The sequence below is a fragment of the Bradyrhizobium sp. LB8.2 genome (assembly GCF_040548035.1).
Lineage (GTDB): Bacteria > Pseudomonadota > Alphaproteobacteria > Rhizobiales > Xanthobacteraceae > Bradyrhizobium.
In genome coordinates this window covers 63,983-89,947 of record NZ_JBEPQV010000025.1, presented here as the reverse complement: position 1 = coordinate 89,947, position 25,965 = coordinate 63,983, and the positions used below count along the sequence as shown (strand labels likewise).

The 25,965-nt window shown below is 63.6% G+C and carries 25 protein-coding genes; 8 read left to right on the top strand and 17 right to left on the bottom strand.

Annotated features, from left to right (window positions below):
• Together ABIB06_RS26815 and ABIB06_RS26810 are read right to left on the bottom strand one after the other, a co-directional pair.
• Positions 1–1,341, bottom strand: a complete 1,341-nt coding sequence (locus ABIB06_RS26815) for an MFS transporter (protein WP_354049919.1) — start codon at positions 1,339–1,341, stop codon at positions 1–3.
• A gap of 140 nt (positions 1,342–1,481) precedes the next feature.
• Positions 1,482–1,940, bottom strand: coding sequence for a YybH family protein (locus ABIB06_RS26810; RefSeq protein WP_354049965.1), 459 nt, complete (start codon positions 1,938–1,940; stop codon positions 1,482–1,484).
• Between the two features lie 130 nt (positions 1,941–2,070).
• Here ABIB06_RS26810 and ABIB06_RS26805 point away from each other — a divergent pair, with 130 nt between their 5' ends.
• Positions 2,071–2,613, top strand: coding sequence for a periplasmic heavy metal sensor (locus ABIB06_RS26805; RefSeq protein WP_354049917.1), 543 nt, complete (start codon positions 2,071–2,073; stop codon positions 2,611–2,613).
• Positions 2,614–2,654: 41 nt separating this feature from the next.
• Here ABIB06_RS26805 and ABIB06_RS26800 read toward each other — a convergent pair whose 3' ends face one another.
• The 3 genes from ABIB06_RS26800 to ABIB06_RS26790 form a co-directional block, all read right to left on the bottom strand.
• Entirely contained in the window at positions 2,655–3,584 is a 930-nt protein-coding gene (locus ABIB06_RS26800; protein WP_354049915.1) for an aspartyl/asparaginyl beta-hydroxylase domain-containing protein, read from the bottom strand.
• A gap of 134 nt (positions 3,585–3,718) precedes the next feature.
• Complete coding sequence (locus tag ABIB06_RS26795; protein ID WP_247352127.1) at positions 3,719–3,874, bottom strand: hypothetical protein; 156 nt, start codon at positions 3,872–3,874, stop codon at positions 3,719–3,721.
• A gap of 147 nt (positions 3,875–4,021) precedes the next feature.
• A complete protein-coding gene (locus ABIB06_RS26790) occupies positions 4,022–4,945 on the bottom strand; it encodes a LysR family transcriptional regulator (RefSeq protein WP_354049913.1) in 924 nt (307 codons plus the stop codon).
• Positions 4,946–5,158: 213 nt separating this feature from the next.
• Here ABIB06_RS26790 and ABIB06_RS26785 point away from each other — a divergent pair, with 213 nt between their 5' ends.
• From ABIB06_RS26785 to ABIB06_RS26775, 3 genes are read left to right on the top strand one after another with little or no spacing between them, the layout of a single operon-like run.
• Positions 5,159–5,869, top strand: coding sequence for an SDR family NAD(P)-dependent oxidoreductase (locus tag ABIB06_RS26785; RefSeq protein WP_247352131.1), 711 nt, complete (start codon positions 5,159–5,161; stop codon positions 5,867–5,869).
• 15 nt (positions 5,870–5,884) lie between these two features.
• Positions 5,885–6,121, top strand: coding sequence for a tautomerase family protein (locus ABIB06_RS26780; RefSeq protein ID WP_247352134.1), 237 nt, complete (start codon positions 5,885–5,887; stop codon positions 6,119–6,121).
• 30 nt (positions 6,122–6,151) lie between these two features.
• Positions 6,152–7,393 carry an MFS transporter gene (locus tag ABIB06_RS26775; RefSeq protein ID WP_354049911.1) on the top strand — a complete coding sequence of 414 codons (1,242 nt, stop codon included), beginning with the start codon at positions 6,152–6,154 and terminating at the stop codon, positions 7,391–7,393.
• Between the two features lie 18 nt (positions 7,394–7,411).
• Here ABIB06_RS26775 and ABIB06_RS26770 read toward each other — a convergent pair whose 3' ends face one another.
• The 4 genes from ABIB06_RS26770 to ABIB06_RS26755 all read right to left on the bottom strand — a co-directional run bounded on the left by ABIB06_RS26770 (position 7,412) and on the right by ABIB06_RS26755 (position 13,193).
• Entirely contained in the window at positions 7,412–8,872 is a 1,461-nt protein-coding gene (locus tag ABIB06_RS26770) for a flavin-containing monooxygenase (RefSeq protein WP_354049910.1), read from the bottom strand.
• Between the two features lie 159 nt (positions 8,873–9,031).
• Positions 9,032–10,453: an adenosylhomocysteinase gene (ahcY, locus tag ABIB06_RS26765; protein ID WP_354049908.1), complete on the bottom strand. Its 1,422-nt coding sequence runs from the start codon at positions 10,451–10,453 to the stop codon at positions 9,032–9,034.
• Between the two features lie 127 nt (positions 10,454–10,580).
• Positions 10,581–11,777 carry a methionine adenosyltransferase gene (metK, locus tag ABIB06_RS26760; RefSeq protein ID WP_247352142.1) on the bottom strand — a complete coding sequence of 399 codons (1,197 nt, stop codon included), beginning with the start codon at positions 11,775–11,777 and terminating at the stop codon, positions 10,581–10,583.
• 60 nt (positions 11,778–11,837) lie between these two features.
• Positions 11,838–13,193, bottom strand: coding sequence for a hypothetical protein (locus ABIB06_RS26755; protein WP_247352192.1), 1,356 nt, complete (start codon positions 13,191–13,193; stop codon positions 11,838–11,840).
• 175 nt (positions 13,194–13,368) lie between these two features.
• On the opposite strand from ABIB06_RS26755, the gene ABIB06_RS26750 reads away from it, so the two are divergent.
• Positions 13,369–15,081: a caspase family protein gene (locus ABIB06_RS26750; RefSeq protein ID WP_354049906.1), complete on the top strand. Its 1,713-nt coding sequence runs from the start codon at positions 13,369–13,371 to the stop codon at positions 15,079–15,081.
• Positions 15,082–15,254: 173 nt separating this feature from the next.
• Here ABIB06_RS26750 and ABIB06_RS26745 read toward each other — a convergent pair whose 3' ends face one another.
• The 6 genes from ABIB06_RS26745 to ABIB06_RS26720 form a co-directional block, all read right to left on the bottom strand.
• On the bottom strand, positions 15,255–16,373 hold the full coding sequence (locus tag ABIB06_RS26745; RefSeq protein WP_354049904.1) for a cobalamin-independent methionine synthase II family protein: 1,119 nt from the start codon (positions 16,371–16,373) through the stop codon (positions 15,255–15,257).
• A 21-nt stretch (positions 16,374–16,394) separates the two neighbouring features.
• Entirely contained in the window at positions 16,395–17,111 is a 717-nt protein-coding gene (locus ABIB06_RS26740; protein ID WP_247352147.1) for an ABC transporter ATP-binding protein, read from the bottom strand.
• Positions 17,104–17,859, bottom strand: coding sequence for an ABC transporter ATP-binding protein (locus tag ABIB06_RS26735; protein ID WP_247352149.1), 756 nt, complete (start codon positions 17,857–17,859; stop codon positions 17,104–17,106). The genes ABIB06_RS26740 and ABIB06_RS26735 overlap by 8 nt, the downstream gene beginning before the upstream one ends.
• Positions 17,856–18,884, bottom strand: a complete 1,029-nt coding sequence (locus ABIB06_RS26730) for a branched-chain amino acid ABC transporter permease (protein ID WP_247443644.1) — start codon at positions 18,882–18,884, stop codon at positions 17,856–17,858. The genes ABIB06_RS26735 and ABIB06_RS26730 overlap by 4 nt, the downstream gene beginning before the upstream one ends.
• Before the next feature lie 8 nt (positions 18,885–18,892).
• Complete coding sequence (locus tag ABIB06_RS26725) at positions 18,893–19,762, bottom strand: branched-chain amino acid ABC transporter permease (RefSeq protein ID WP_354049900.1); 870 nt, start codon at positions 19,760–19,762, stop codon at positions 18,893–18,895.
• 151 nt (positions 19,763–19,913) lie between these two features.
• Positions 19,914–21,104, bottom strand: coding sequence for an ABC transporter substrate-binding protein (locus tag ABIB06_RS26720; protein ID WP_354049898.1), 1,191 nt, complete (start codon positions 21,102–21,104; stop codon positions 19,914–19,916).
• 523 nt (positions 21,105–21,627) lie between these two features.
• Between ABIB06_RS26720 and ABIB06_RS26715 the strand changes: the two genes are divergently transcribed.
• Positions 21,628–21,912, top strand: a complete 285-nt coding sequence (locus ABIB06_RS26715) for a hypothetical protein (RefSeq protein WP_354049896.1) — start codon at positions 21,628–21,630, stop codon at positions 21,910–21,912.
• Positions 21,913–21,951: 39 nt separating this feature from the next.
• Here the strand turns inward: ABIB06_RS26715 and purU are convergent, their stop codons facing one another.
• Positions 21,952–22,815 carry a formyltetrahydrofolate deformylase gene (gene purU, locus ABIB06_RS26710; RefSeq protein WP_354049894.1) on the bottom strand — a complete coding sequence of 288 codons (864 nt, stop codon included), beginning with the start codon at positions 22,813–22,815 and terminating at the stop codon, positions 21,952–21,954.
• A gap of 141 nt (positions 22,816–22,956) precedes the next feature.
• Here purU and ABIB06_RS26705 point away from each other — a divergent pair, with 141 nt between their 5' ends.
• Positions 22,957–23,799, top strand: coding sequence for a uroporphyrinogen-III synthase (locus tag ABIB06_RS26705; protein ID WP_354049892.1), 843 nt, complete (start codon positions 22,957–22,959; stop codon positions 23,797–23,799).
• A 123-nt stretch (positions 23,800–23,922) separates the two neighbouring features.
• A complete protein-coding gene (locus tag ABIB06_RS26700; protein WP_354049890.1) occupies positions 23,923–25,185 on the top strand; it encodes an MFS transporter in 1,263 nt (420 codons plus the stop codon).
• Here ABIB06_RS26700 and ABIB06_RS26695 read toward each other — a convergent pair.
• On the bottom strand, positions 25,182–25,856 hold the full coding sequence (locus tag ABIB06_RS26695; protein WP_106946375.1) for a Crp/Fnr family transcriptional regulator: 675 nt from the start codon (positions 25,854–25,856) through the stop codon (positions 25,182–25,184). The two genes, ABIB06_RS26700 and ABIB06_RS26695, sit on opposite strands and share 4 nt — an antisense overlap.
• Positions 25,857–25,965 lie beyond the last annotated feature (109 nt).

The following is a 25,965-nucleotide window of genomic DNA, read 5'->3' as shown; positions in this document are numbered from 1 at the left end:
TCAACTACGTCGCTCATACGCCCCCGCCGCGTTGATGTCCTTTCCGGTGTAATCGGTCATCATCGCGGTCGCCACCAGCGTCACGACCGCGCAAATCGCGATGTAGACCGCGATCGCGGTCGCCGAGTGGAACGTGCCGTACAGCCAGGTAGCGATCAGCGGTGCGGGGCCGCCGGCGATCACCGATGCGAGCTGATAGCCTAGCGAGGAGCCGCTGTAGCGCAGGCGTCCGGTGAAGCTCTCGGCGATCAAGGCGGCTTGCGGTCCATACTGCATGTCGTGCGGAATCAGCGACAGGATGATCGCGAGGAAGATGATGGTCAGCGACCCCGTATTGAGCATGGCGAAATAGACGAAGCCGAAGATACCCGTCACGGCAGCGCCGAGCATATACATGTTCTTGCGGCCGATCTGATCGGAGATATGTCCGCACAGCGGGATCGACACGAACGACAGCACCGAGGCCGAGAGCACCGCGGTCAGCAGGAAGTCGCGTGATACGTGCAGGGTGCCGATGCCATAGGAGAACACGAAGGCAGTGAAGATGTAGAACGGCGCCTGCTCCGACATGCGCGCAAACGCAGACAGTAGAATCTCCTTCGGGTATTCCCGGATCACCGTGAGCATCGGCGTGCGATCGACCTGGCGTTCGGCCACGAGCTTGGAGAACACCGGGGTTTCGAGAATGCCGAGCCTGATATAGAGGCCCACGCCGACCAGGATGATGCTGAGCGCGAAGGGAATACGCCAGCCCCATGCCAGGAACTGATCACCCGCCATCTGGCTGAACACCAGCACGGCAAGATTGGCGAGGAAAAGCCCACAGGGCACACCGAACTGCGGCCATGATGCGATCAATCCACGGGATCGGTCGTTGCGCGCCCATTCCATCGACATCAGTACGGAGCCGCCCCACTCACCGCCGACACCGACGCCCTGAATGAACCGCAGCACGGTCAGGATCACGGCGCCCCAGATACCGATGCTGGCATAGGTCGGCACCATGGCCACGGCAGCGGTCGCCAGTCCCATCAAGAGCAGCGTCGCGATCAGCGTGGATTTACGTCCGATGCGGTCGCCATAATGGCCAAAGATTGCCGCGCCGACGGGCCGCGCGGCGAATCCGACCGCGTAGATCGCAAACGCCTCCAGCGTGCCGACCCAGGGATCGGAGTGAGGAAAGAAGAGCTTTGCGAAAACCAGACCCGTGACGGTGCTGTAAAGAAAGAAGTCATACCACTCGATCGCGGTCCCGATTGTGGAGGCGATCACGGCGCGGCGAAGCTGGCGCTGATGCTCGGTGGCGGTAAGTCGGGTGGCGTCGAGATGAAGGGTTGCCATGGGAGCGCATCCTCAGATAGGCCCCCGCTTGCGTGGTTTCACCTGTTGTTGTTGCCGAAAAAACGACGGTGGGTTCCAAGGGTTCCAACCGACCTGGAATGAGAGGGCAAAATTTTAGTCGGCCGATAAGCCCGGCGGCACTACCAAGCCTTCACCGGTCGATCGGCGTGGCTTGTCTGCGGCACGCCGCGATTGAGCGACATGTGCGAATGCACGCACAGCCAACCATCGCCATGTCTTGAAAACACCATCGTGGCCCGGCCGGGACGTGGAAACGCGCTGCCGTCGGGATCATAGCCGGTGCTTGTCCACGGCACGATCACGGTCGCTATCGTGCCATCGGACGATGCCAGGACCGAGGCCTGGTCGATGACGAAACGGAAGTCGGACGTCTTCGGCCACACGTTGTCCCATTGCGTGGTGATCCATTGGTCGAGGCCGGGAATGACGTCATTGTGCGTGCCGAAGGCCAGCACTTCCGGATGGAAAAGCGGCCGCGCCGAAGCATAGTCGACGTCGCGGACATAGCCTGCGAAGGTTTCCAGCCAGGCGCGGAAGAACTGCGTGATCTCGGTATTCGCGGTCGGCAAGGAGGCCATCGTCTGCTCCACGTTCGGCAACTCAATCGCGGCAATCTTTGTTGCCATGAGGCGAACCGTCCAGCAAGATATGTGGAGAGCACCGGTGGAGATCGATCGACCAGCCGGGCCGATTTCATGGAGCCAGCTCATGAGACGCCTTATCCTGCTTGCGGCCACACTTATTGTCTCGTGCAACGCTGCCAGCGCGCAGTCCATTCAGCCCTATGCCGGCCTTGAGCAGCGCCCCATCAAGGCGCTGTCGCACCAGCAGATCGACGATCTTCGAGTCGGTCGTGGCATGGGCTTGGCGCTTGCCGCCGAACTCAACGGATATCCCGGTCCGAGCCATGTTCTTGAGTTCGGTGATCGGCTTGACTTGACCGCGGATCAGCGCATCCAGGTTCAGCGCCTCTTCGATGCCATGAAGCAAGAGGCGGTCCCGCTGGGTAACAAGCTGGTCGAGCAGGAAACGGAGTTGGACCGGCTCTTCTCTGCCCGCGTCGTGACCCCGGAGTCACTCAAGGCGACCCTCGTTGCTATTTCGGAAACCCAGGCACTGCTCCGCGAAAGCCACCTCAAATATCATCTGTCGACAACAGCCTTGCTCGATCAGAGCCAAATGCAGCGATACGCGGAGCTGCGCGGTTACCAGCGCCCTGATAGCTCCGAAGGACACAAGCACCAGCACTAGAAAATGCTGACGGTTTGCTTCGCCACCCCATGCAAACGCGATCACCGCAATGCCGACATCACGATGAGGCCGAGGATCAGCGCCGTCAGCGAATATTTCAGCGTGTAGTAGACGTTGCGATTCCATTGCTTGACCTTGCGGCTCGCAAGGTGGATCTCGTAGAGCTTGCCGAACAGCTTGTTGAGGACGCCGACATCCTCGCCGTCGACGTTCTGCGTCGCAGACGTCTTGACGATGTGATGGCTGACCCAGCGGTTGATCGCGGTCATGAAGCCGTACTTCATCGGACGCTCGACGTCGCAGAACAGGATGATGCGGTTGACGTCGGTCTCATTCTCCGCGCTGTGGATGAAGGTCTCGTCGAACATGAAGGCCTCGCCGTCGCGCCAGACGCATTCGACGCCGTCGACCAGGATCCGGCACTTGTTCGAGTTCGGCGTGACGAGGCCGAGGTGGTAGCGCAGCGAGCCGGCGAAGGGATCGCGGTGGGCGCCGAGCTTGCCGCCCGGCGGCAGCATCGCGAACATCGCGCCATGCACGCTCGGGATAGAGTTGAGCAGCTCCACCGTCTTCGGGCACAGCGTGCGCGCCGAGGGTAGAAAGTCGTCGTACCATTTCAGGTAAAACCGCTTCCAGCCGCTCTTGAAGAACGAGTAGAAACCCCAATCGTTGTTCTTCGCCGCTGCGCGAATGAAGCCTTCGTCGAACAGGCGAATGGCCTCGTCGCGAATAGTCTCCCAATTCTCGCTGAGCGGCTTGAGCTCGGGAAACTGATCGACCGGGATCACCGGCCTGTTCGGCACCGCCGATCCCGCATACATCAGCACGTTGTAGGGCGAGAGATAGGTGGAGTGATCGCCGAGCTGGCGCGCGAAGCGCAGCCGGTGCTTGCCGCGGAAATGAATGTAGATCGTCGACGCCGCCAGCACATAGAGCATGACGAGCTGCGGTGCAAAAAGCTGTTTCAGCATCTCCCGTTCCCCCAGTGATCCAGCCGGGAACGTGATCTACCCCGACACCGCCCGACCGGCAAGATATTCACCGGTGGGTTGCAATCACGCTCGAGAGAGTAAGGACGGGTGACTTGAGGCTGAAACGAGCCGAATCAGAGCCGCGACAGCGCCTGGAGACCCTTGAAGGTCAGGCGCTTGGGGTCGGTTACGCCGGCGAGATAGAGCCGGCGGATGAAGGCGATGACGGCGTCGCGGTCGCAATCGGTCAACGCGACGACGGCGTCGACCGCGATCTTCTGGGCTTCCATTGGGCTCACCTCGACCTTGCAAGTAACCCCAGCCGAGACAGGCTAGGACTCCGCGGTTAATCCTGCGTTAACCGTTCGGCCAGCATGGCCGATTCACCGGGATGACCGAATACGCGAAACCCAACGCATTGCCGAGCGCGCAGCCGTTCAACGCGCCTTGATGCTCTTCTTCAGTTGCGCAAAGTGCTTCTTCAGCCGGGGCACGGCAAAGTCGGTGAAGGCTCGCACTTTGGGCACCGAGAGCCGGCCCTGCGGGCAGATCAAATGCGCGGGCATCTCCGGATCTTCGTCGCCGGCCAGCACGATCTCTAATTCGCCGCGCGTGACCTGCTCGGCTACCTGGTACGAATACATCCGCGCCACGCCACGCCCGGCGACGGCGGACGCCACGGCCGCATAGGTGCTGTTGACGGCGAGCCGCGGCGTGAACTGGACCGTCCGGGCTACCGACGAGCCGGCCTGCGGCGCAAAAGTCCAGGAATTGGGAAGGTGCGCCATCGCGACGACCTGATGCTTGGCGAGATCGCCGGGCTCGGCGATGCGCGGGTGCTGCTTCAGATAGCGCGGTGATGCCACCACGACGCGGCTGATCTCGCCGACCCGCATCGCGACCATAGCCGAATCCGCGAGAGGACCGATGCGAAGCGCGACATCGACACCCTCCTCGATCAGATTGACCGCGCGGTCGAACAGCAGGAGTTTTGCCGTCACCGCCGGATAGGCGTCGAGAAACGCATCGAGGATCGGCCGCAGCACCATCTCGCCCGACACCACAGGGGCGGTGATCGTGAGCAGGCCGCGGGGGGCCGTGCGCGGACCGGCCGCGATGTCGTCGGCCTCCTCCAGCTCGGTCAGCACGCGGCGGCAGATCGCGACATAGCGCTCGCCCTCCTCGCTCAGCTTAATCGATCGCGTCGTCCGGTGCAGCAGCTCGGCACCGACGCGTTCCTCCAGAAAGGCGATGGCGCGGCTCACCGCCGCTGGCGAGCGGCCGAGCTTGCGCCCTGCGGCCGCGAGGCTGCCCTCGTCCACGGCAAGGACGAACACCTTCATCGCATCCAGACGATCCATACGTTTCCCGCCAGCCCATCAGAATCCGACTGCAAACTAGGCGTTCGCTCCCGTCGCGACAAGCATCGCCGACCGCCGGTCCGGCATTCGTTCGCGCCGCGAAAGAGTGTCTGCCGGACAGCGCGTATTCGCAGCCGGGCCATCGCGGCGTACCTCAGCGGGCAAGCCAGGCGCTGCTGGCGCAGGTTCTCAAGCCAACAACAGGAGCCCGTCATGGGTATCGAGCAGAAGGTCGCCATCATCACCGGAGCATCGCAAGGCATCGGCGCCGCACTGGTCCGGGGTTTTCGCGATCGGAACTATCGCGTCGTCGCAACCGCGCGCTCCATCAAGCCATCGGGCGACGATGATGTCCTTGCTATTCGCGGCGACATCGCCGACCGGAGCACCGCCGAACGCGTGGTCTCGCAAGCCATCGCCCGCTTCGGCCGCGTCGACACGCTGGTCAACAATGCCGGCATCTTCGTCGCGAAGCCGTTCACGCAGTATACGGCGGAGGACTACGCGGCGGTGATCGGGACCAATGTCGCAGGGTTCTTCCATATCACGCAGCTTGCCATCGCCGAGATGGAGAAGCAGGGTTCTGGCCACGTTGTCCAGATCACGACCACGCTCGCCGATCAGGCCAATTCGAACGTGCCCTCGGTGCTGGCCTCGCTGAGCAAGGGCGGGCTGAACGCCGCGACGAAGTCGCTGGCGATCGAATATGCCAAGCGCGGTATTCGCGTGAACGCGGTGTCGCCCGGCATCATCAAGTCGACGATGCACCCCGTGGCGACGCACGCGCAACTCGGCGCGCTGCACCCGGTGGGCCACATGGGCGAGACGTCCGACATCGTCGATGCCGTGCTCTATCTCGAGCAGGCGAGCTTCGTCACCGGCGAGATCCTGCATGTCGACGGCGGCCAGAGCGCCGGTCACTGAGCAGAGGAGAATCGAATGCCCATCGTCACCATTCAAGTGACTCGGGAGGGAACGACGCCGGGAGCGGCGTCGCTCACCGCGGAGGAGAAGGCGGCTCTGATCAAGGGATCAAGTCAGCTTCTCCTCGACGTACTCGGCAAGCCGCTCGATTCCACCTTCGTCGTGATCGAGGAGGTCGAGACCGAGAACTGGGGTTGGGGCGGGCTACCCGTGCCGGAATTCCGGCGTCGCCGCGCCACCCGGACAGGATGAGCCACGCGCCGTCGTGCACAAGAGGATGACATGACCGAGCTCAATGCAGATACCGAGCACAAGACCCGGCCGCATCAGCAGCCGGGATCAGACCTAAGATCGCCCCCGCTTCAAACCTGGCGATATGCCGGGGCGGGATTGTCGGCGTCGCTGGTCGGACTTGGCCTCGCCCGCTTTTCCTACACACCGCTGATCCCGGCGCTGATCGCCGCAAAGTGGTTCAGCGCGTCTGATGTTGTTTATCTCGGTGCGGCGAATTTGGCCGGCTATCTCGCGGGCGCGCTCGCGGCGCGGGCTGTGGCTACCCGCATCGGTGCGGTGCCTGCCCTGCGCGCGATGATGCTGCTTGCCACCCTCTCATTCTTTGCGAGTTCGACGCCGGTGTCGTTCACCTGGTTCTTTGCCTGGCGCTTCCTGTCCGGCCTCACCGGAGGAATCATCATGGTGCTGGCGGCCTCCGTCATTCTGCCGCACACTTCGACCGCGCGGCGCGGCATCGTCGGCGGCGTGATCTTTGCGGGCGTCGGGCTCGGCGTCGCAGCGTCGGGCTCGCTGGTGCCGCTGCTGCTGCAACTGGGCCTGCAGCAGAGCTGGTATGGGCTTGGTGCGCTCTCCGGCCTGCTCACGCTTGTGAGCTGGTGGAGCTGGCCCACTGAGGCCAAGGCCGATGCGGCGCCTTCGCATCACGCGAAGCACGACCATGCTTCGCCCGCTGTCCGCGCCCTGCTGGTCCAATACGGCCTCAACGCGGTGGCTCTGGTGCCGCACATGGTCTTCATCGTCGATTTCGTCGCGCGCGGCCTCGGCCAGGGCATTGCGGCCGGCTCGCGCTACTGGGTGCTGTACGGCCTTGGCGCAATCGTCGGCCCGCTGGTCACCGGCCATCTCGGCGACCGGTCGGGCTTCGGCCCAGCGCTGCGCGCCGCCTTCCTGATCGAAGCAGCCGCCGTGCTGCTCCCGACGGTCAGTACCGCACCTCTCTCGCTGATCGTGTCGAGCGTGGTGGTCGGCGGCTTCACACCCGGTATTGTGCCGCTGGTGCTCGGACGCATCCATGAGCTGGTCCCACACTCTACCGAGCAACAGCGCGCGACGTGGAGCCACGCCACGACCAGCTTTGCGCTGTTCCAGGCGGCGGCGGCCTATGGTTTCTCCTGGATCTACGCGCAAACCGGGGGCGACTATCTGGTTCTGTTCGCACTCGGCGGCGGCGCCGTGGTGATGGCTCTTGCGATCGATCTCGCCCTCGCGCTCACCACGCGCAAGGCATAGAAGCTGGCGGCGACGCGATCAGGAATACCGCATCACGCCGTCGTCGATCCGGCCGAACCGCAAGGAGACGATGTCGAACGCATAGTTCTGGTAAAGCCGCCACGGCTGCTTCGAGCCCTGCTTCGGCATCTTCGCGACTGAGCGCTGCACGTAACCGGAGGTAAAATCGAGCGACGGCTGCGCGGTGATCTCCGGGTCGTCGTTATGCGGCATGCACTGCCGGAAATTGTGCCGGTCCATGTAATTGATGAGCCGGCAGACATATTCGCAGGTGAGGTCGCATTTCAGCGTCCATGATGCGTTGGTGTAACCGAAGGCCGACGCCATGTTCGGCACGTCGGCATACATCATGCCCTTGTAGGTCAGCGTATCGGCGAAATCGACGGCGCGGCCGTCGACACTGACGTCGAGACCGCCGACGACCTGGAGCACCAGCCCCGTCGCGGTCACGACAATGTCGGCCGCAAGCTCGCTGCCGTCCTTCAGGCGGATGCCGTCGCGCGTGAACGTGTCGATTTCTTTGGTGACCACGGAGGCGCGCTGCTCGCGGATCGCCTTGAACAGATCGCCATCCGGCACCAGGCAGAGCCGCTGGTCCCAGGGATTGTAGCGCGGCGTGAAATGGGTCGCGACGTCGTAGTCGGATCCGAGGGCCATCTGTACGCCCTTGAGAACCAGCGCCTTCACTTTCGCCGGACGGCGGCGGCTGAGCTGGAAGAAGAACATCCCCCACATCACGTTGCGCCATCGGATCAGGTGATAGGCAAGGCGCGTCGGCAGATTGCGGCGCAATTTGTTGGCGACGGGATCCTGCGCCGGACGCGACACCACGTAGGTCGGCGAGCGCTGGAGCATCGTGACCTGCGCAGCCGTCTTGGCGAGCTCCGGCACCAGCGTCACCGCGGTCGCGCCCGAGCCGATCACGACGACGCGCTTGCCCGCGCAGTCGATGTCGTCGGTCCATTTCTGCGGATGCACGATGCGGCCGGCGAAATCCGCGACGCCCGAAAACTCCGGCGTGTAGCCCGCCTCGTATTTGTAATAGCCCGAGCACATGAACAGAAAATTGCAGGTGAAGCGCACGGCTTCGGCCGCGCCCTCGCCCGTGATGCGCTCGACCTCGATCGTCCAGCGCGCCTCACTCGTCGACCACGCCGCGCGCTTGACACGATGGCGGAAGCGAATGTGCTTCTCGATGCCGTTCTCGGCTGCGGTTTCGCGCACATAATTCAGGATCTGCGACCCGTCGGCGATCGCCTTCGAGTCGGTCCACGGCTTGAAGGAATAGCCGAGCGTGAACATGTCGCTGTCGGAGCGGACGCCGGGATAGCGGAACAGGTCCCAGGTGCCGCCGATGCAGTCGCGCCCCTCGAGGATGACGTAGCTCTTGCCCGGGCATTTGGTCTGAAGATGATAGCCCGCGCCGATGCCGGACAGGCCGGCGCCGACGATCAGCACATCGAAATGGTCTTGGGGCATGGTTTCCTCCGCCGCCAAGGATTGTCTGACCGAGACGATCGCGCGTCAACTAGCAATCGGCCCTGACACAACCGCGAGGAGACACGTGCGTCGCGCTAAAAACAACAAAGCCCCGGATCGCTCCGGGGCTTTGCGTCGATGATCGATACGATCAGCGGATCAGTACCGGTAATGGTCCGACTTGTACGGACCTTCCTGTTTCACGCCGATGTAGTCGGCCTGGTCCTTGCGCAGTTCGGTGAGCTTGACGCCGATCTTGGCGAGGTGCAGGCGCGCGACCTTTTCGTCGAGCGACTTCGGCAGCACGTAGACTTCCTTCTTGTACTTGCCGTCCTTGGTGTTGGCGAAAAGCTCGATCTGCGCCAGCGTCTGGTTGGTGAAGGAGGCCGACATCACGAACGACGGATGGCCCATGGCGTTGCCGAGATTCACCAGGCGGCCTTCCGACAGCATGATGATGCGGTGCTTGTCGGGGAATTCGATCTCATCGACCTGCGGCTTGACGTTGGTCCACTTCAAGTTGCGCAGACCCGCGATCTGAATCTCGTTGTCGAAGTGGCCGATGTTGCAGACGATGGCGCGATCCTTCATCGCGCGCATGTGCTCGATGGTGATGATGTCCTTGTTGCCGGTCGCGGTGACGAAGATGTCGGCGCGGGGGGCGGCGTCTTCCATGGTCACGACTTCGTAGCCTTCCATCGCAGCCTGGAGCGCGCAGATCGGATCGACTTCAGAGACCAGCACGCGGCAGCCGGCCTGGCGCAGCGAGGCGGCCGAACCCTTGCCGACGTCGCCGAAGCCCGCGACCATCGCGACCTTGCCCGACATCATCACGTCGGTGCCGCGACGGATGCCGTCGACCAGCGATTCACGGCAGCCATAGAGGTTGTCGAACTTCGACTTGGTGACGCTGTCGTTGACGTTGATGGCAGGCCACAGCAGTGTGCCCGCCTTCTGCATGTCATAGAGACGATGCACGCCCGTGGTGGTTTCTTCGGAAACGCCCTTGATGCTCTTGGCGATCCCGGCGAAGTAGCCCTTCGGCTTTTCCTTGAGCTGCTTCTTCAGAAGCGCGAAGAATACTTCCTCTTCTTCCGAACCCGGGTTGTCCAGGAACTTGGTGTCGCCGTTCTCGGCGCGCAGACCGAGATGGACGTACATGGTGGCGTCGCCGCCGTCGTCGAGGATCATGTTCGGGTGACCGCCGCCGTGCCAGTCGAACAGCTTGGCGGTGTAGTCCCAGTATTCGGTGAGGCTCTCGCCCTTGACCGCGAACACCGGAATGCCGGCGGCCGCGATCGCGGCCGCGGCGTGGTCCTGCGTCGAGTAGATGTTGCAGGAGACCCAGCGGATGTCGGCGCCGAGTGCGGCCAGCGTCTCGATCAGCACGCCAGTCTGGATCGTCATATGCAGCGAGCCGGCGATGCGTGCGCCCTTCAGCGGCTGCTTCGGGCCGTATTCTTCCCGCGTGGCCATCAGGCCGGGCATCTCGGTCTCGGCCAGCGAGAGTTCCTTGCGGCCGAAATCGGCGAGCGAAATGTCCTTGACGATGTAGTCGGTGAAGCCGGGCTTCGCATTCATAGCGGAGGTCCTGTTGTTGAATTGGTCATTCCGGGTCGCCCTCGAAGAGACGAACGCGGAATCTCGATACGATGGATAAGGTTCCGGGTTCGCCGCTGTCGCGGCGCCCCGGAAATGACGTCGATGATCAGACGGCGCGCTTGAGCGCTTCGACGAGATCGGTCTTCTCCCAGGAGAAGCCGCCCTCGTTGTCCGGCGTGCGGCCGAAATGGCCGTAGGCGGAGGTGCGCGCATAGATCGGGCGGTTGAGATCGAGATGGCTGCGGATGCCGCGCGGGGTGAGATCCATCGCCTTGGCAGCGGCCTTCTCGAGCTGATCCTCCGACACCTTACCGGTGCCGTGGGTGTCGATGTAGATCGACAGCGGGCGCGCCACGCCGATGGCGTAAGCGAGCTGCAGCGTGCAGCGATCGGCGAGACCGGCCGCGACGATGTTCTTGGCAACGTAGCGGGCAGCGTAAGCCGCGGAGCGGTCGACCTTGGTCGGATCCTTGCCGGAGAACGCGCCGCCGCCGTGCGGGGCCGCACCACCGTAGGTGTCGACGATGATCTTGCGGCCGGTCAGGCCGGAATCGCCGTCGGGACCGCCGATGTAGAACTTGCCGGTCGGGTTGATGTGCCAGATGGTCTTCGCCGTGATCCAATCCTTCGGCAGCGCCTCGCGCACGTAGGGCTCGACGATGTCGCGAATTTGCTTGGACGAGATGTCCTCGACGAGATGCTGATGCGACACCACGATCTCGCGCACGCCGACCGGCTTGCCGTTCTCGTACTGCACGGTGACCTGGCTCTTGGAGTCAGGGCCCAGCACCTTCTCGCGGCCGGAGTGGCGCGCTTCGGAGATGAGGCGGAGGATCTTGTGGGCGTAGAAGATCGGCGCCGGCATCAGATCGGGCGTCTCGTTGGTGGCGTAGCCGAACATGATGCCCTGGTCGCCCGCGCCTTCTTCCTTGACTTCGCCCGGCTGCAGCGCATCGACGCCCTGCGCGATGTCGGCGGACTGCGGATGCAAGAGGATCTCGATGTCAGCGGTGTTCCAGTGGAAGCCGTCCTGCTCGTAGCCGATGTCCTTGATCGCGGCGCGGACGACGCCTTCGATCTGCTCGTTGGTGACGGATGCGGGACCGCGGGTCTCGCCGGCGATCACGACCTTGTTGGTGGTCGCGAGCGTTTCGCAGGCGGCACGAATTTGCCAGGGATCGATGCCTGCTTTCGGTCCTTCGCGGTAGAACAGATCGACGATCTCGTCGGAGATCCGGTCGCACACCTTGTCCGGATGGCCTTCGGACACGGACTCGCTGGTGAAGAGATAGGACGCGCGCATCAGTAACCCCTTGTTCCGCCGCTAGCTGGCGGACGTTGCGATATTTAGCTTTGGATGATGTCAATCACGCCGGCGCGAGATGACGTAGGATTCGTCGAGAAACCAGAGCCCATTGTACTTTCGCAGCACGTCCCTGGCGGCATCCAGAGTGCGGCCGTTTTGAGTCATTTCTGTCAACCGGTCGTCCTCGATCTGAGCGACGTACACTGCCGCATTCCACGCTGCAAAGGCCGTCGAGGTGCCGATAGTGCCTGTCACCTCGTTGGGCAGAGCTTCCATATCATACCTGAAGATCGAGCGGTTATCCGCATAAGCATTAAAATTTAAGTCGCGGCCCACCGAGCCGAGCTCGTACTTCACTGCGCGCAATAGCTCATGACGGCTCACTGAGAAAGGATTTTCTCCGGGCCAGATCGCCTGGATCATTTCCATGCCCGGATCCTGGCCGTGGGAGTGAATTCCGATCAGGCGGCCGCCTGCCCGCAAGGCCCGCGCCAGGGGCGCAATGATCCGTTTTGCCCGAAAATTGACCGAGGACAGCGCGCGGTATGGCTGGGATGCAATAACGAGGTCGAAATTGGCCTCGGTCTGGCCTGGCCGCGGAATGGTCGAATCGAGCAGAAATCGCTGGTCTTCCCGGTAAAGCACCAGCACGACAGGCCGCTCATACAGCGGCATGCCCGTGCGCGGGCTGACCGCCGCACGCCAATTCTGCTCCAAAAACGGCTTCAGCTCCGCGATCTGGGTCTCGAACTCGCCCGAGGAAGCCCCCCGCAAGGGAACCTCGTGCCAGACCGTCGCCGCGGCCGCCGCGGGCGATGCCGGCGTGAGCCAGGGCGCCTCGGAGTAGAACATGTTGGTAAAGACGAACACCGACGCCGGATGCTCGAAAATGCGATCCGGAACCTTCTCCAGCGTCAGGCGGAGGTCCTCGAGGCTGAGCTCCTTGCCGGCGACATAGAACGGCATGTGCGGAAAGCGCTGATGCATCGAGCGCAGCACGCGCGCCAGCACCGTGCCGTCGCCCACGCCGGCGTCGAACACGCGCAGCGCCGGGGGCCGCGGATGGATGCTGGCAAGCTCCAGCGCCACGCGCTCGGCGACCACCCGCTTCTCACTGCAAGTGTGGACGAACAGCAGGTATTTCTGGCGGTTCTCGAAAAAGCGGAAATTGCCGCGCGGATCGCGCTTTTCCGGCGGCACCTGAAGCCCCCGCGGGGGCGGCACGCCGCCGGCCATCGATGCGGCCATGTAGGCCTGGATCCGGTCCAGCGTGTCGATGGTAATGCGCTTGCCCTCGCGCAAGCGGTGCACGAGCTTCCCATCGTTCACCGCGCGCCGGCCGAACGTCGACTCCGCCATGTCCGCCTTACGGCAGAACTCGGTGATTTGGCTCAGGATTTCGTCGTTCTTCATGGAGTGGGACGCGGTGGGCAGAAGGGTTGGGTACTGCCTCCTAGCAAAATCTGCCCACCGAGGGAATAGGGGATCGCGCCGCCCTCCGTTTGCCGTGTGCACAACGGCGAGGCCGTGAACCACGGCGCCCCGCCGGACAACAAACAGACGCCTCTCCTCAACGGGACCACCGCCAATGCGTCGCCTGCTCGTCGCGTTCTGCCTGCTCGCCGCAACCCTGTGGTCGGCGCCCGCTTTTGCGCAGGCGCGCAGCCAGCTTGGGCCGCTCTGCACTACCGACACCACGCCGGCGGATCAGATGATCGACGCCTGCACCAGGATCATTGCGCTGAAGGTGTTCAAAGGCGAGCAGCTCGCGACGGTCTACTTCTGGCGCGCGGTAGGCTGGAACAAGAAGGGCGATTACGCCAAGGTCATCACTGACGCCACGGAAGCGATCCGGCTCCAGCCGAACCAGGCACTCCACAACCTGCGCGGTTCGGCGTATTACGACAAAGGCGACTACGAGATCGCAGTCGCCGATTTCGACGATGCGCTGAAGCTCGGCCCGCCTGATGGCACCATCTTCCACAATCGCGGCAATGCCTGGCGCGGCAAAGGCGGTTACGCCAAGGCGATCGCCGACTACGACATGTCGATCACGGCCAATCCAAAATCGGCATTCTCGTACCAGAATCGCGGCATCTCCAAGGAGGCGCTCGGGGACCTCGACGGCGCGCTCGCCGATATCAACCAGGCGATCCGGCTCGACCCGACGCTGCCGCAGCCGCTGATCAACCGGACCGCCATCTGGCGTGTCAGAGGCGATTACGATCGCGCGATTGCCGACGGCAGCGAAGCGATCCGGCTCGCGAAGGAAAAGCCGCCCGTCAACATCCTGACGCCGCCGAACAGCGTGCTGATCTCGGGCTACACCCATCGCGCGCTCGCCTATGAGGCAAAAGGCGACTACCCGCACGCGCGAGACGACTACAAGGCGACGCTGGCGATCGTGGCATCCGATGCCGGCAGCAAGGCCAACCAGCCCACCGCAAAGGTGCGGCTGTCGCTGGTCACGGACGCAAGCGCGCCGATCCCGCGCGATGCCCCGTCAGCAGTGACGCAGCCGGCACAGGCACCGGCGCCTCAGCAAACGAACACAGCCCCCTCACCTGCTCCGGACACTCGCGGCACGCGCATGGCGCTGATCATCGGCAACGGCGCCTATGCGCATGTCAAGGCACTGCCCAATCCGCCCAACGACGCACGCGCCGTCGCGAAGAGACTGCGCGACATCGGCTTCACCGTGTCGGAAGGCGTCGATCTCGACCGCGCAACGATGCAGAGGATGACGCGCGATTTTTTGCGGGAGGCGGCGCGGGCGCAGGTGGTGGTGGTTTATTATGCCGGCCACGGCGTGCAGGTCGACGGCCGCAACTATCTCATTCCGGTCGACGTCGAACTCAAGCCGGGCGCGAGCATGACGGACGCGAAGATCGACATGGACACGATCATGGCCGGCCTCGACGACCAGGTCCGCACCAACATTCTGATCTTCGATGCCTGCCGCAATAATCCGATGGCACAACGGGTCGCATCGGCCGGCACCAACCGCGCCCTCGAGGGGGCCTCGGGCCTCGCAGCGCCAACCAGCCTGGGGACGGGCGCGACGCTCGGCGCGGGCACGCTGATCGCCTTCGCTACCGCACCGGGCCAGGTCGCGCTCGACGGCGAAGGCGCCAACTCGCCGTTCTCCGCCGCGCTCTCCCGCCATCTCGGCACGCCCGGCCTGGAAGTACAGCAGATGCTGACGCGGGTGCGGGCAGAGGTGGTCTCGAGCACGAAAAACAAGCAGGTGCCGTGGTCGAACTCGTCCCTGCTGGGCGAGGTTTATCTGGCGGCGAAGTGAGATATTCTCGTGCCCCGGACGCAGCGCAGCGCCTCTTCAGCGGTGCGCTGCAGAGCCGGGGCCCATGTCTCCGCGATGCAGTTCGTGGCCTTCTGGGTCCCGGCTCTGCGCAGCAACGCTAAAGCGTTGCAGCGCGTCCGGGACACGAGCGAGGCGAGCGTCGCACCAGCCTGTCAGTTGCCCCACACTTCCTTTGCGATCTCCACCGCAAGGCCGAGCTTGGCCCACTGCTCTTCTTCGGAGAGGACGTTGCCCTCTTCCGTCGACGCAAAACCGCACTGCGGGGAGAGCGCAAGCTGCTCAAGCCGCACGAACTTGGCGGCTTCTTCCAGGCGGCGCTTGATGGCGTCCTTGTTCTCGAGCTCGCCGAATTTCGAGGTGATGACACCGACCACGACGACCTTGTTGCCCTTGGGCAGGAGGCGCAGCGGCTCGAAGCCACCGGCGCGGTCGCTGTCGTATTCCAGGAAGTAACCGTCGTAATTTGTGCCGGCGAGCATGGTCTCGGCCACGGGCTCGTAGCCGCCTGAAGAAATCCAGGTCGAGCGGAAATTGCCGCGGCAGACATGGGTCGTTACCACCATGTCGGCCGGCTTCTCGGCCAGCGCGTAGTTGATGATGCGCGCATAGATCTGCTGGAGACCCTCGGGATTGTCGCCGCGCTCGCGTGCCTTCTGCAATTCGTCCTGCGAGCAGAGATAGGCCCACACGGTGTCGTCGAACTGGAGATAGCGGCAGCCGGCGTCGTAGAACGCCTTCACGGCCTTGCGGTAGGTCTTGCCGAGGTCCTCGTAGAAGGCGTCGAGATCGGGATAGACGTCCTTGGAGATCGCCTTGCGGCCGCCGCGGAAGTGCAGCACCGCCGGCGACGGGATCGTCATCTTGGCGGTGACGTGAGCCTGATCGGCGACCTTCTTCAGGAAGCGGAAATGGCCCAGCATCGGATGGTCATCGGGAAAGTCGAGCTTGCCGATCACCCGCACCGCGTCGTGCCGCGTCTCGACGCCCGCGAACTGGATGCCCGTGTCGGGGTGGAACATTTCGCAGCCGGTGAGCTTGGCCAGGAAGTCGAAATGCCACCAGGAGCGGCGGAATTCGCCGTCGGTTGCGAGCTTCAGGCCGACCGAGGCCTGCTTGTGCACGACCTTCTCGATCTCCATGTCCTCGATCTTGCGCAGATCGTCGGCCGAGATCTCCCCCTTTTCCAGCCTGGCGCGGGCTTCCTTGATCTTGGCAGGACGCAGAAGGCTGCCGACCTCATCGGCGCGGAAGGGGGCTTTGGTTCGCTGCATTCTTCTAACTCCCGGAAATCTCTAGTGGGCGGCCGCTCCGGCGACGCCGAGATGGCGCTCCAGCACCGACGGGTCGGCCTTCAGCGCGGCGCTCGGGGCGTCGTGGACGATCGTTCCGCGCTCCAATATCACAACGCGGTCGGCCAGCCCCAGAATTTTTTGGGCATTCTGCTCGACGATGATCGAGCAGATGCCGCCCGCCCGAGTGATGGCGCCGATCGCCTTTAACAGCTCCTCGACGATGATGGGGGCAAGGCCCTCGGTCGGCTCGTCCAGGAGAAGGACCTTCGGATTGAGGGTCAGTGCGCGGCCAATCGCCAGCATCTGCTGCTCGCCACCGGAGAGCTGGTTGCCAAAATTGCTCCGCCGCTCCTTCAGCCGCGGGAACATCTCGTAGACCCTCTCGACGGTCCAGGAACCGGGCTGGGCCACCGCGGTCATGTTTTCTTCTACCGTGAGCGAGCGAAAGATATTGCGCTCCTGCGGCACCCAGCCGATGCCGGCGCGCGCCCGCTGGTCGGGCCGCAAGGTCGTGACGTCAGCACCGGCCAGTTCGACAGTGCCGGAGAAGCGCCGGGTGACGCCGACGATCGAATTGATCAGCGTGGTCTTGCCGGTGCCGTTGCGCCCCAACAGCGCCAGCACCTGGCCCTCGGCGAGACGCAGGGACATGTTCGGCAGCACCACCGCTTCGCCATAGCCGGCGCGAAGCGAGTCGATCGCGAGCAGGTCAGACATTGACCGCCTCCTCGCCGAGATAGACCGCCTTGACCTGCGGGTCGCGCGCGACCTGCTCGGGCGGGCCTTCGGTGAGCAGCGCGCCCGAGACCAGCACCGAGATGCGGTCGGCAAAGGAGAAGACAAGGTCCATGTCGTGCTCGATCAGGAGCACGGTGACGTCGCGCGGCAGGCTGCCTACGACGGCGAGAATGTCGTGGCGCTCGCTCTCGGGCACGCCTGCGGCAGGCTCGTCCAGCAGCAGCACGCGCGGCTTGCCCGCGATCGCGACCGCGATCTCGAGCAGGCGCTGCTTGCCGTACGGCAGCGTCACGGTCTGTTCGTTCATGACGTCGAGCAGATGGAAACGCGTCAGGAGGTCGGCGATCTCGCCGTTGACGTCGCTGCGCGTGCCCATCCGCCGCCACCAGTCGCCGCCATGGCCGAGGCGCTCGGAAACCGCGAGACCGATGGTCTCGAGCGGCGTCAGGTCGGGATAGAGCTGGTTGATCTGGAAGGTGCGTGACAGGCCGCGCAACACGCGCTTGTGCACGGGAATATCGGTGATGTCCTGGCCTTCAAGCAGAATGCGGCCAGAGTTCGGCTTGAGCACGCCGGTGAGCTGGTTGATGACCGTGGTCTTGCCGGCGCCGTTCGGACCGATCAGCGCGTGGCGGGCGCCTTGTTCGATTTTTAGCGACAAGTCGCGGGTGACGCGCAGCCCGCCGAACTGCTTTTCGAGATTTTGGGTTTCGAGCGCGATGGTCATGCGTCGCTCTCCGGCACGGCAACCACGGCCTTGCGCCCGGCAATCTGTTTGATGACCAGGTTCGGCAAATACAGCACCCAGCGATGCAGGCGCTGCCGGCCGATCAGGACGATCACGACCAGCACCAGGCCGATCCAGAACTGCCAGTATTGCGGGGTGATGGTGGAGAACAATTCCTGGAGCATGCGGAACAGCACCGCGCCAACCAGCCCGCCATAAAGATAGCCGGTGCCGCCGATCACGAGCACCAGCATCAGGTCCGCCGAGCGTTCGAAGGCGAACACATCGAGCGAGGCGATCGCGGTGGTCTGGGTGAACAGCGCCCCGGCGATGCCGGCATAGAACGCCGCGAGCGTGTAGATCGCGATCAGGCGGCGGTTGACGGGGATGCCGATGGCAGCAGCGCGCAACGGATTGTTCTTGATCGCCCGCAATGACAGGCCGAACGGGGAATGCACGACGCGGCGGGCGAACAGGAACAACAGGAACAGAACGGCGAGCGAATAGAAAAATCCGGTCTTGCCGAACATGTCGAACGGGATTTCGCCGAAGATCGGCTGCATCTCGATGCCTTGCAGCCCGTCGGTGCCGCCGGTGATGTTGGAGAAGCGTTCGGCCAGCGCCTCAAGCAGCAGCGCGATGCCGAGCGTCACCATCAGCCGCGTCAGGTCGACGCCGCGGATCACCAGGAAACTGGTGGCAAAGCCGAGCACCATCGCTACAAGGCCGGCGACGACAAGCGCAAGCACGGGCTCGTTGACGATCCCGTGCAGCGCAAGAAGCCCCGCCGCATAGGCGCCAACGCCGAAGAAGGCGGCATGGCCGAGCGAGACGATGCCGGCGTAGCCGAGGACGAGGTCGAGCGACATCGCAAACAGCGCCAGCCGCAGGATGTCGGTCATGATCAAATAGCGCGTGGGAAATGCGAAGCCGCAGGCCAGCACGATCAGCCAGAAAGCGGCCTCGCCATAGTGCCAGCGTGCCTGGCGCTGGGCGTGATAGCCGACGTCGGAGGAGGCGCTCATCGGCCAACTCAACGCGCGGCCGTGCGGCCGAACAGACCGTTCGGGCGCCAGATCAGGATCACGATCATCATGGTGTAGATCACGAAAGGTCCCATCTTCGGCACATAATATTTGCCGGCCACGTCGCCGATGCCGAGCAGGAGCGAGGCCAGAAACGGGCCGGTGATCGAGGACGAGCCGCCGACGGTGACCACGATCAGGAAGTAGATCATGAACTTCAGCGGGAAATACGGGTCGAGGCCGAGGATCTCGGCGCTCAGCGCGCCGCCGAGGCCGGCGAGGCCGCAACCGAAGGCAAATGTAAAGGCGAACACCTGCGGCACGTTGATGCCAAGGCCGCTCGCGGCGCGGGGATCATCGACCGCGGCGCGCAGGCGGCTGCCGAACCGGGTCTTGGCCAGCACCATCTGGAGACCGATGGTGAGCAGCCCGCAGATCACGATGATCATCAGGCGGTAGCGACCGATGCCGACGCCGAACACGTCGAACTGGCCCTGGAGCGCGACCGGCAGGTTGATGAAGACCCGCGACGAGCCCTGGATGTAATCGACAGCCGCGACCGACATGAAGGTAAGACCAATGGTGAACAGCACCTGGTCGAGATGGCTGCGCGCATAGAGGTGTCGGTATAGCGTGCGCTCGAGCACGATGCCGATCGCAGCAGCGGAGACGAAGGCAAGCGGAAGTGCGGCGAAGAACGGCCAGCCCATCCGGTTGACCAGCACCATGCAGACATAGCCGCCGGCCATGGCGAAGGCGCCGTGGGCGAGGTTGACGAAGTTCATCAGGCCGAGCGTGACCGCAAGCCCGCAAGCGAGCACGAACAGCAGCATGCCGTAGGCAACGCCATCGAACAGGTTGGTGAGGATAGAGGTCATCGTCTCAGCTTGGACTTGGACGTCATGGCCGGGCTTGTCCCGGCCATCCACGTTCTGCGTGGTTTTCCCGGCTTTGCGTGGATGCCCGGGACAAGCCCCGGGCATGACGCAGACACCGGAGGCGGACTCCGGGATGACGCGCTTTCGCGCGTCACTTCTTGGTCTTACCGAGATCCTTGACAGCCTCGAAGGTCGCGAACTCGACGTTGTAGAGCTCGCCGTCGACCTTCTCGACCTTGCGGATGTAGATGTTCTGCACGATGTCGCGGGTCTCGGGGTCGATCGAGATCGGGCCGCGCGGGCTCTCCCACTTCTGGCCCTTCATGGCTTCGACCAGCTTGGTGCCGTCGGTGTCGCCGTTGGTCTTCTTCAGCGCTTCGTAGATCAGGTGAATGCCGTCATAGCCGCTCACCGCCATGAAGCCCGGCCGGTTTCCGTACGCCTTCTTGTAGGCCGCGACGAAATCCTTGTTCATCTGCGAGGGATGCGCCGCCGAATAGAGGTGCGCGGTGACCGTGCCCAGCACGGCGTCGCCCATGTTGTTGAGGAGGTCGTCGTCGGTGACGTCGCCCGGTCCGATCACCTTGATGCCGGCCTTGTCGAGCCCACGCTCGGCATACTGCTTCATGAAGTTGCCGCCCTGGCCGGCCGGCACGAACACGAAGATCGCGTCGGGTTTTGCGTCCTTCATGCGCTGGAGGAACGGTGCGAAATCGGGATTGGCAAGCGGCGTCTTCACCTCTTCGACCACCTCGCCGCCGCCGGCAGTGAAGTTCTGCTTGAAGAAGTTGAGCGCGTCATTGCCCGGCGCGTAGTCCGAGGTCAGCGTCGCCACCTTCTTGATGCCGTTCTTCACCGCCCAGTCGGCGATGATGGTGGAGGACTGCGCCAGCGTGAAGCTGGTGCGCACGATATAGGGCGAGCGCTCGGTGATGATGGAGGTGCCGGCCGCCATCACGACTTCCGGGATCTTGGCCTGCGTCGCGAGCGGAGCCGCAGCGAGCGCGGCCGGCGTCACGCCAAAGCCGGCGATGAAATTGACCTTGTCGTTGACGATCAGCTCCTGCGCGGCCGTCTTGGTCTTGTCGGGAATCGCAGCATCGTCCTTGAGGATGATCTCGATTTTCTTGCCGGCGACGCTGTCGCCCTTCTGCTGCATATAGAGCTTGATCGCGTTCTCGATCTGCTTGCCGGTCGAGGCCTGGCCGCCGGTCATTGGCAGGATCAGGCCGACCTTGACGCTGTCCTCGGCCTTGGCCGGAGCGATGGTCGCAAGGCCCGCGATGGCGGTAGCTGCTGCGGCCCAAATAGTCCTACGAGACAGTTGTTTGCGTTCGAACATCAGATGTCCCTCCCCTTCATTTCTGATCTCTTGTGCGCCGGACCGAGTGCCCGATCCTTGCCTTTAGTTTAGCTCACGCACGCGTGATGCCGCGCGCAACATGGCGTCTTTCGCGCCCTTATTGTCAATCGGACGTTTGGCGACCATTCGGCCCAAGCCGAGCGTTCCGATTGCCGATGGCAGAAGCGATATCGGGTCACATCTGGGCAACCCCGGCATCGTGACTGCGATCGCTATCTTTTGTACGATTGTACAAACAAAATGGACCTGTCAACGAGAAAGCCCCCTCTCCGACCAAGCCACTTTGTCGCGAGCCCCTTGCCGCACTCTAGAAACGCTGCCAGTCGCGTGGATGGAGGATTTCGTCTTTTGTTTGCAGAATTGGAACATGGCAAGGCTTGGCGCCGGTACAATCCGGTATCCAATTACCCACCTCGAATAAGTCTCTTTTACCTTGTTGAAGACTACTCTCCGGGCGACAGCCTGACCTGGCGTCCAACACGACTGACCTCGCCTCCGTACAATGCCCAGATCCTCTTGTTCCCTCCTGATCCTCCTCGCGCTCTCCGCGGGCCTGTCCGGCTGCGGCACAGTCAACGAAAAGCTCTCCTCCGGCATGGGCGACTACGTCCCGCAATGGGCCGGCGGCTTGCCGGCGGACGCCCCGCCGCGGGCGGGCACGCCGCAATACGATGCCTACATGAAGGAGCGCGAGCGCAAGCGACTGATGCCGGCAGCGGATCGCGAAAAGGAAGAGCAGGCGCAGAAGGGCGCAACGGGCGCGGCGTCCGGCACCGCGGTGCGTTAAGTCGCGCCCCCTCGCCGCTTGCGGCGAGAGCGAAGCAAATCAATCCACGAACACCACGGTCTTGCGGCCATTGAGGACGACGCGGTCGTTGAGATGGTAGCGGATCGCGCGCGCCAGCACGCGGCGCTCGATGTCGCGGCCCTTTCGGACGAGATCCTCAGGCGTGTCGCGATGGCTGATGCGCTCGACGTCCTGGTCGATGATCGGGCCCTCGTCGAGGTCGCGCGTGACGTAGTGCGCGGTGGCGCCAATCAGCTTGACGCCACGCTCATGGGCCTGGTGATATGGTTTTGCGCCCTTGAAACCCGGCAGGAACGAGTGGTGGATGTTGATGCAACGTCCCGACAGATTTGCCGAGAGATCGTCGGACAATATCTGCATATAGCGGGCGAGCACGACGAGATCCGTCCCGGTCCTGGCGACGAGATCGAGGATCTGCGCTTCCTGCTCGCGCTTGGTCTCTTTCGTAACAGGCAGATAGTGGAACGGAACCCCGCCGAAATCGAGCCCGTCATAGACCTCGCGCGGATGATTGGAGACGATTGCGGCCAAAGTCATCGGCAGCTCGCCGGTGCGCCAGCGATAGAGGATGTCGACCAGGCAGTGATCGGACTTCGACACCAGCAGCATCACCTTGCGATGCGCAGCCCGATCGCGCATCTGCCATTCCATGCCGAAGCGCTCGGCGATCGCGGCAAAGCCAGTCTGGAGCGCCGACAGCTCCACGGCGAGATCGGCAGCGGTGAACACCACCCGCATGAAGAACTTGTTGGTCTCGATGTCGTCGAACTGTTGGGCGTCGAGGATGTTCTGTCCGGAATTCGCCAGGAAGGTCGACACCGCCGAGACGATGCCGGGACGATCCGGACAGGACAGGGTCAGGACATATTGATGATCTGGCATGGGCCTTGATGAAGGTTTGGGCAGCGGCTGCGGAACGACCCGCGATTTACGCCCTGCTCTATCACCGCCCCCACCTTGCGCCAATCCCGACCGTGGAGTCAGGATGAACGCACGATTGCTTTGACTGACCGGAGTAGGCTCATGGCCGACCGCTTGAACGGCACCCGCATCCTGATCCTGGAAACGCGCGAGGAGGCGCGGTTTTCGAAGCTGCTGGCCGAGCAAGGCGCCGAGGTCGTGCAATGCCCCATGTTCACCATTCAGGATGCACCGGACCCCACGCCGGTCGAGGCCTGGATCCGGCGCGCCATCGACAGGCCCTTCGACGATCTCGTGCTGATGACCGGCGAAGGGCTGCGGCGGATCATGAAGCTCGCCGTCGCACGAGGGCTCGATCAGGCCCTCGTGGCGGCGCTTGCCAGATCGCGAAAATTCACCCGCGGCCCGAAGCCCGGCAAGGCACTGCGCGAAGTCGGGCTCGAGGCGCAGCAGACCACGGAAAAGCCGACCACCGAGGGCGTGATCGAGATGCTCGGCAAGCTCGATTTGAAGGGGCACCGCCTCGGCCTCCAGCTCTATCCCGACAAGGATCACAGCGCGCTGACCGGTGCGCTTGGCGGGCAAGGTGCCGAAGTCGATAGCGTGCTGCCTTATGCCTACGATTCCAAGGCGGCGGACGCCAGCATCGTCGCCGCCATCCACGACATGGCCGAAGGGCGAATCGATTCGATCGCGCTGACCAATCTCGGCCAGGTCCGACGGCTGATCGAAGCTGCGAGAGCCCACGGCAGCGAGGCGAAGCTGCGCGCGGGCCTCGAGCGGACGCTGATCGCGTCGGTGGGACCGGCGGTCTCGGGCGAACTCACCGCGCATGGTTTGCGCACGGACGTCTCGCCCACGGATGAAGCTTATTTCATGCGGCCCTTGATCTCGGCGATGGCGGCGGCGCTGGCGGAGCGGAAGCCGAGGCCTGCGGCGAGGTAAGAGCCGAGCGCGGGGGCGGCCTGCGGCGACTGCGATTGACACGAGCACCGTCAGCGCTAGTTTGCCGAACAGCAAGAAGAAACAACAAGGCAAGGGAATCGCCGTGATACGCGCCATCGCGCCTTGAGCACACCCGCACGCCCCTCCGCGCTCGCGCCATTTCGTATCCGCAATTATCGTTTCCAGTGGCCGTCCGATCTGCTCACCTCCTGGGCATTCGAGATCGAGACGCTGGTGCTCGGCTGGTACATCATGGTCGAGACCGGCTCGGTGCTGCTGCTCACCGTGCTTGCATCGCTCCAGTTCGTCGGGACATTGGTGGCGCCGGTGTTCGGCATGATCGGTGACCGCATGGGTCATCGCGATCTCCTGGTCGCGATGCGTCTTGCCTATATGGTGCTCGCGTCGACCATCATGATTCTGGCACTGACCGGTCACCTGACACCGCCAGGCGTCATGATCATCGTCGCACTCATGGGCCTGATTCGCCCCTCGGACCTTGGCGTTCGCGGCGCGCTGCTTGCCGAGATCATGCCGAGTGAGCAACTGGTGGGCGCCATCAGCGTTGCGCGCACGACCCAGGACAGCGCGCGCATCGCGGGAGCGTTGACGGGCGCCGGGCTATTTGCCGTCCTCGGCATTGGCCTCGTTTACGTGGTGATCGTCTGCCTTTATCTCGCGGCCGCGCTGCTCATGCTCTGCCTGACCCGGCCGGAAAGGACCATTGCAACAACTCATCTTCCGGCAGACAGTCGCGCCTTTTCAAGATTGCTGGGCGATTTGAAGGAAGGGATCGTCTACGCCTGGAATGGCCCCGGGATGCGCGCGGCGCTATGCGTCGCCTTCCTGGCCAATCTGACTGCATTTCCTTTCACCGGCGGATTGCTGCCCTACATCGCGCGGGAGATCTTTCATACCGACCAGACCGGCCTCGGTTATCTCTCCGCGAGCTTCGCCGTCGGCTCGCTGATCGGCTCCATCACGCTCAGCCTCGTCAGCGGATTGCGCATTGCCCGGCTCCTGATCGGCGCGACGCTGGGCTGGTACGCCATGCTGCTGGTGTTCGTCGAGATCAGGACCATGCCGGTGGCGATGGCCTGCCTCGTGCTCGCCGGCGTCGCCCAGAGCATGTCGATGATATCAGCTGCCGTGATCCTGATGCGGACGGCCAGCGCACATCTTCGCGGCCGCGTCATGGGCGTGCGCATGATGGTGATCTACGGTCTACCGATCGGATTGCTCGCGGCCGGCAGCCTGATCGACGTCATCGGCTATTCCGCGACGGGGTCGCTCTATGCCGTATCGGGGTTCATCGCAATGATGGCGATCGCGGTGCGCTGGCGCGCTGACCTCTGGCCGGTGCACGCCCCCGCCAATGGGCGCTAATCCCCGTAACCGCGCAACCGCTCGATATCGAGGATGGTGACGCCGCCATATTCCAGCCGGAGCAAGCCCTCTTTCTCCAGCCGGTTCAGCGCGCGGTTGGCATTCTGGCGGGACATGCCGGAAAGCGCGCCGATCTCCTCCTGGGTGATCTCCAGATGCGCGGTGGATTCCGGATAAAGGATCGGATTGAACAGGGAGGCGATGCTGCGAGCAAGCCGCGCGGTGGCATCCAGCGTGCGGTTGACCTCGAGCATGCCGATGAACTGGCCCAGCCGTTCGTTGAGCTGGCGCACCAGGAAGCGGTTGAAGCCGACGCTGTTCTCGAACAGCCACATGAAGGCGCTGCGTTCCATCAGTGCGACGCGGCTGTTGCGCAGCGCGACGACGTCATAGCGGCGCGGCTCGTTCTTGAGCACGCTGCCCTCGCCGAACCAGGCCCCCGCCGTCAGCCCGGCAAGACTCGTCTCCTTGCCGTCGCGCGAGACCCCGCCCATCCGGGCAAGCCCAAAGACCATGCCGGCCCAATAGTCGAACGTGTCGCCGCGCATGAAGACGGTCTCGCCAGTGCCGTAGGACCGCTCCGTGATCCCGGCACGAGCGACCTCGATCTCCGCTTGCGTGAGCTCGCGCGACCAGGCAGCGACGCGCTTCAATTGATCCTCTGAAATCATGAACCCGAAGCCCGCCGCACCGTTCGTCACTCCTGTTCTGCTGCAATGCAGCATGATCGTCTCGGCTACCATCAGACGAAAGATGGAGGCTGCGAGCGCCCAAAAAACT